The organism is Thermodesulfobacteriota bacterium, assembly GCA_036397855.1.
Taxonomy (GTDB): domain Bacteria; phylum Desulfobacterota_D; class UBA1144; order Nemesobacterales; family CSP1-2; genus DASWID01.
In genome coordinates this window covers 1-5596 of record DASWID010000164.1, presented here as the reverse complement: position 1 = coordinate 5596, position 5596 = coordinate 1, and the positions used below count along the sequence as shown (strand labels likewise).

Sequence of the window (5596 nt, the reverse complement as noted above, 5' to 3'; positions counted from 1 at the left end):
GGAGCGTGGGATTGAGAATATGGAAAACTGGCGTGAGCTCTCCTTAAAACAGCTCAAAGCGGCACTCGATGCGCTTGAAGAGACAATTCATAACTCCGAGAAGAGGAGACAGGAGCTGGAAGAATTCCTAGCCGATGCTCGAAATTTCAAAGATATGAAGGGCTCGGAAGAAGCAGCACAAGAATTCAGCGAACTAAACGACAGAATAAAACTTCTCTACGAAACCTGGGAGAAGGTTTCATATCATGTAAACGCCTCGGGCGGCGATTAAATTAAAGTAACTTCAGGGTCGTGTCTCAACAATTTATAAATAATCACAGCACATATCCGTTTTTGTACCAGTTTATCCCGCTATTTCACTTTACGATATTATATAAAGAGTATATTGACAACGGTCTTTCGACATAAGATCCCCAGAATTCGATCGATCGTACACCGTGGCTTATGTTATTTGTACTACCCTATCAGCATTTCTGAACCGAGTTTGAAATAGTAATAGTAGAAAATACTATATTTCCAAGCCCATACCTCCCCGTACTTTGCCCTAAGCTCTTCTGTAACTTCTTTTGGGTCTTCACTTATTTCCCTCCCGCGCTCAACCGCCTGCTCTAGCATTTCGTTTGACAATAAAGCATATACATCTTCTACCGAAGGTTTAGTTTCCGAATTGATGATTAACACCTCTGTTCTTAATTATTTGTCAACTTAACTAAATAAGGGCTGTTGTCCGCGATATTGAACCAGTTGGCTATTGAGGAATTAGGTTTCTAAGTTTTCTCCTTTGCTTTGAAGAACTCTAAGCTCCATTCGTCTTTGTGCTCATCATACTTCAGAATGTAAATATTGTCATCATCAGCTCTTAGTTTGAAGTAGGAATAGTCAATACCATACCATTGGTCAATCAGCTCCTTGACGGCAAAATTTCTATCATCAAGCCTGAAGCTCAAGGGACGCTCATTAGCTTTATAACCTGAATGGCATTCTACGCGTTGTAATTTCATGGATACGTCTAATAATTTAATTCTAATTTTGGCACATTAGAAAAACTTGGGGGCCTTATCTCCACAATTGACAAATAATCACAAGCCACCCTCAATTTATTTTAACATTGTAAAAGATTTTTCGGGTTGGATTCAATATAGACTTAAATCATTTTGTATCAAAATACAAAAGCGAAAGCAAACCTTTATATGTAAGTTTATCCCAATGTATCACGTTTGATGCTATTTTAAAATTAATGGCGACAGATACTTGTTTTTATAAATACGTTTCGCATGTAGTTAGTTAGTAACTGACACATTGTGAATGAATAAGCAAAGTTTAAGATCGTTTCTCTTTTTTGAAATCGATTGGTTTATATTTTTTCTTCTCCTTAAACAATAAATATTGTTACCATTTATGGGCTTGACAAGGTTTTGCGAGTCCCCTAAGATTACTCAAATTCCCCAAGTCCCATTAAACAGGAGGAACAATTAGATGAAAGCTGCGGTATACCATGGCGCAAGAGACATAAGGGTAGAGAATGTTCCGGACCCAAAAATCAAGAATTCGATGGATGTAATTCTAAGGGTTACAATGAGTGCGGTGTGCGGTTCTGACCTTCATTTCTATCGGGGAAGAATACCAATGGATGAGGGTTTTGTAGTCGGGCACGAATTTATGGGCCTCATCGAAGAGGTTGGGAAAGGGGTAAGACTCTTTAAGAAAGGGGATCGTGTCGTAGCTCCTTTCTGGGATAGCTGTGGGACATGCTATTTTTGCAAGCGAAACCTTCCCACCTCATGCGTTGGTGGTGGAGGCTGCTTTGGGTTTGGCAAAGGCTTCGGAAACCTCTGGGGCGGACAGGCGGAATATGTGAGAGTTCCCTTCGCGGATGCGACACTTGAGAAGGTTTCTGATGGCTTGAGCGATGAGCAGGCGATATTCCTCGGTGATATATTTTCCACAGGTTATTCGTGCGCTGAGTATGCTGATATTAGGCCTGGATACACTGTCGCTGTTTTAGGTGACGGTCCTCTTGGGCTGTTCGCCACAGCATCGGCTAAACTTTTTGGACCTGCTTTGGTAATTACTGTTGGTCATCATAATGACCGACTAAAGATCGCAAAGAAAATGGGTTGCGATATCCCAATCAATTCAAGCAAAGAAGATCTCAGTGAAAGGATAAAAGAATTAACAGATGGAAGGGGCGTTGATGCAGTGCTAGAGTGCGTAGGTGGAGGAGAAACCCTAACCACAGCGATTCAGATTGTAAAACCGGGTGGCAATATAGGTTTTATTGGTTTCTATTCCGAGCCAGTCGAAGTTTCAATGCTGGACTTCTATTTGAAAGACCTCACATTAAGGGGAGGAGTCTGCCCCGCAAAAAACTACATTTCTAAACTCATGCCACTTATAGAGAATGGGAAAATTGATCCTACCCTGGTGATATCTCACAGGCTTCCCCTCAGCCAGACAGGAAATGGTTACGAGCTAATGGACAGAAGAAAGAATGGCGCAATTAAGGTAGTCCTTAATCCTTAGCCTTTTTCCCAATTCCCTTACAAAATCTGGGGGTCAGGATTTGTTTATTTGATTATTTTGTATATCAAGCCGGCTGTAGCAATAAGGACGTCGTTCAACATTTATTATGCTAAAAGAAAAAAGGGTTGCACCCATTTTAGGGCTCCTTGAACTATAAATATTTCTTGATACCATTTTGTCCAATCTAATAATTAACTAAAAATGGAATCCCAAAGAGATTTACTGGATATAATACTACATATCGATAAATATCTAGGGCCGATTATTCAGGATTACGGTGTATGGACGTACCTTATTATTTTTCTCATAATTTTTAGTGAAACAGCATTCGTAGTTACAAATTTTCTCCCAGGTGATGTACTTCTCTTCACCGCTGGTACATTTGCAGCTTTAGGCTCTCTAGATGTTAAGTTGTTAATTATTCTCATGGGTATTGCAGCGATCCTGGGTGATAACTCAAGCTTTCTGATAGGCCGACTCACAGGGATTAAATTATTCGGTGAGGGCTCATTTCTTTCGTCTTATAAAAGATACTTAGAGCACACTCGTTTATTTTTGGATGAACACGGACCGAAAACGTTTGTTTTTGCCAGATTCATTCCGATGTTCCGTTCGCTTGCGCCATTTGTCGCAGGGATCAGCCGAATACGATACAGGGAATTCGGGATCTATAACTTCATAGGCATAATGATCTGGAGTCCGGCTTTTTTATTAGGAGGTTATTTGTTTGGAAACATACCTTTTGTCAAAAATAATTTCAGCATATTTATCCTTGCTGTAATCGCGATAATAATAGTACCTAATGTAGTTAGATTTCTTTACCAGCGATATTCTTGAAGATTGGAGATAAGAGGAACTTGGGGGCCTGGCATGCATATTGATTTAACTCAACATCTATCAAAAATTTGCCTGAAATACGTACTTAGAGTTATAATGTGAAAATTCAAAATAAATTTCTTTAGGAGGGTTTCAATGATGTTTAGATCGATCTATATAATTTCGGCGTTTGTAGCTTCGTTAATGTTTCTATCCCCATTGGTTTCTCATGCGGCTGGCACAAAATACCTGGTAAAGGGATCATCCGGTCCGGTTTCACTTTCATCCGCAGACATGGTTCAACTACTCGAAAATGTAGTTCTTCCGTCGCTCGATCAACTCGCTAAATGGGAAAAAGAGGGAAAAATCACAGGCGGACTCCCAGTAGGACAAAGAGCGTTTGTATTCATCGTAGAGGCTTCATCAAATGAGGAGGTTGACCAGCTGTTAAGGTCATTACCAATATGGGGCGGAATGGAGTGGAAGGTGATACCTCTTCAGAGTTTTAGTGGTAGAGAAGGCATGGAGAAAAATATATTGAGCGAGTTGAAAAAGAAATAATAAAATAAGCTTCTTCCCAAGTCTGTATTTCTTATATATGAATTGGCTTTCAAGATCTATTTATTGCTTTAAGGAATTGCATCGATAATTTGAGTCTAATGCTAAATTAGTTAACAGAAGGATTGCCCCGGGAGTCCTTAATGGCATTGCGACTCCTGTAAGATCGTTTAATAGAACGCAAAAGTCGAGATCTATCTCACTCCACCACTCATGTAACAAGTTCTTTATTTTTTCTCCTGAGGATTTATCTGTGACGACGGTTTTGCGACGAGAATGTAGCTTCTCAAAACTCCCGTGAAATCCCTAAAAGCCTGTGGCTTTCTCGACCCTGATATTATCTGAAGAAGACAAAACCCTATCCATGCAATGTAGACAAATATAATCTCTTCCCTGATAGATGGGACTATAAGTTGAATTGCCCAGAGAACGAAGAGCACCACGGCTTCGTACCAGCTAAATCTCATGTTTATGAGAAGTAGAAAAGCTAAAAGGGATTGAACGATTGTTAGAAGGATTTCCACGAGCTGAAACTGATCAAAGTGAATTGCGGATATGCCCCCGGAACTAAAGCTGAAAATAATGGGTATCATTGCCGCAAGCATCGTCCATTCGTTTATATTTGATGATACCATATTCATCAGGGCGACAGGCGCCTTTTTCACCCGCCTTGCCCAATAGAAGGCGCTAACCTTCTCGGGAAATTCCGATAGGAAGGGCGCAACCCATTGAACGAAAACAAACTCAGATACACCGAGAGTGAGCGCAAGAGCCAGCATACTCTCTAAAAAAGGCACTGCAACGATTAGTATTCCGGCACCGCCGGTGATAAATAGCCCGATGATGATAGAATTTCTAACAACTGGTCTACAGCGTAGTATCGCTTTGGGAATGGGTTCAAGCTCGTCAATCCTTTCACTTTCCTGCGGTGGAATCCTATTCAATGAGTATAGATAGAGACAATAAAAAACAATGAGTACCAGACTATCAATAACGCTGAAAGTCTCTTTCAAAAAAATCACAATAAAATAAATAATCGGTGGTAAAAGAGACATAACCTCAACGCAGTGCTCCTTTTCGAGCTCAATACAGTTTAGGTTCTTTCCCGTTTTCAACTTGTGAAAAATAAAGGCAGTAAAAAAGATTAGCGGCCAGCCTAGACCAGGTAGTAACCTTATAGCACCAGTGAAGTTAGCAGTAACAAGATGGATTTGGCTGGGATCCTTTCCTGCGGACCATGCAATGACACCCTCTATAGCAAACTCCGGGAGTGTCTGGAGCCAAGCGAGAATCGCCAGTGAAAGGCCCTGTGAAATGAGATACTGTGCGGACTCCGCAGCCCAAGCAATCAGCATCGCAGAGAAAATCACTGCCGGGAATGTCCATAGCGCGGATGTAGCCCTAGCTCCCTCTCTCGTGATAGTAACCCAAGTTAAAGCCAGACATCTTAAAATTGAACTCAAGGAGAACACAGATTTATTAAGCGTTTGTGCCCTGTATAAAGGTGATTTAGGGTATCCTCGACCCTATGGATTGTCAATCTATATTTAGGTCGTAGGGAAAGATACTTTGCGGAAACATGTTAATTTTGGCGCCAAAGCATAGAGGTACTGAAACAATCCTTCGACTCCGCGTTTTTTCGACCCTTTGCCGAAGAGTTTGGGGTCTGGCTTCCATATGGACTTAACTCAATTTCTAT

The 5596-nt window shown here is 40.9% G+C and carries 7 protein-coding genes; 4 read left to right on the top strand and 3 right to left on the bottom strand.

Translation table 11 applies throughout. The features are described from left to right. Positions 1–271, top strand: a 271-nt coding sequence (locus VGA95_12935; GenBank protein HEX9667444.1) for a hypothetical protein, incomplete at its 5' end; no start/stop codon positions are given. 185 nt (positions 272–456) lie between these two features. Here the strand turns inward: VGA95_12935 and VGA95_12930 are convergent. Both VGA95_12930 and VGA95_12925 read right to left on the bottom strand, forming a co-directional pair. Further along, the gene (locus VGA95_12930; protein ID HEX9667443.1) at positions 457–681 is read right to left on the bottom strand and encodes a hypothetical protein; all 225 of its coding nucleotides are present in this window, start codon (positions 679–681) and stop codon (positions 457–459) included. 86 nt (positions 682–767) lie between these two features. Continuing rightward, positions 768–1001: a hypothetical protein gene (locus tag VGA95_12925; protein HEX9667442.1), complete on the bottom strand. Its 234-nt coding sequence runs from the start codon at positions 999–1001 to the stop codon at positions 768–770. Positions 1002–1476: 475 nt separating this feature from the next. On the opposite strand from VGA95_12925, the gene VGA95_12920 reads away from it, so the two are divergent. From VGA95_12920 to VGA95_12910, 3 genes are all read left to right on the top strand, one after another. Further along, positions 1477–2523 (top strand): alcohol dehydrogenase, encoded by a 1047-nt coding sequence (locus VGA95_12920; GenBank protein HEX9667441.1) that lies wholly within the window; start codon positions 1477–1479, stop codon positions 2521–2523. Positions 2524–2724: 201 nt separating this feature from the next. Then, entirely contained in the window at positions 2725–3360 is a 636-nt protein-coding gene (locus VGA95_12915) for a VTT domain-containing protein (GenBank protein ID HEX9667440.1), read from the top strand. Positions 3361–3495: 135 nt separating this feature from the next. Continuing rightward, entirely contained in the window at positions 3496–3900 is a 405-nt protein-coding gene (locus VGA95_12910; GenBank protein HEX9667439.1) for a muconolactone Delta-isomerase family protein, read from the top strand. Positions 3901–4124: 224 nt separating this feature from the next. Here the strand turns inward: VGA95_12910 and VGA95_12905 are convergent, their stop codons facing one another. Next, positions 4125–5360: a hypothetical protein gene (locus VGA95_12905; protein HEX9667438.1), complete on the bottom strand. Its 1236-nt coding sequence runs from the start codon at positions 5358–5360 to the stop codon at positions 4125–4127. Positions 5361–5596 lie beyond the last annotated feature (236 nt).

What these genes read in the sequence shown, in the direction of transcription:
- VGA95_12925 (HEX9667442.1), bottom strand. Translation starts at nt 1,001, where the DNA reads ATGAAATTACAACGCGTAGAATGCCATTCAGGTTATAAAGCTAATGAG.
- VGA95_12910 (HEX9667439.1), top strand. Translation starts at nt 3,496, where the DNA reads ATGATGTTTAGATCGATCTATATAATTTCGGCGTTTGTAGCTTCGTTA.
- VGA95_12920 (HEX9667441.1), top strand. Translation starts at nt 1,477, where the DNA reads ATGAAAGCTGCGGTATACCATGGCGCAAGAGACATAAGGGTAGAGAAT.
- VGA95_12915 (HEX9667440.1), top strand. Translation starts at nt 2,725, where the DNA reads ATGGAATCCCAAAGAGATTTACTGGATATAATACTACATATCGATAAA.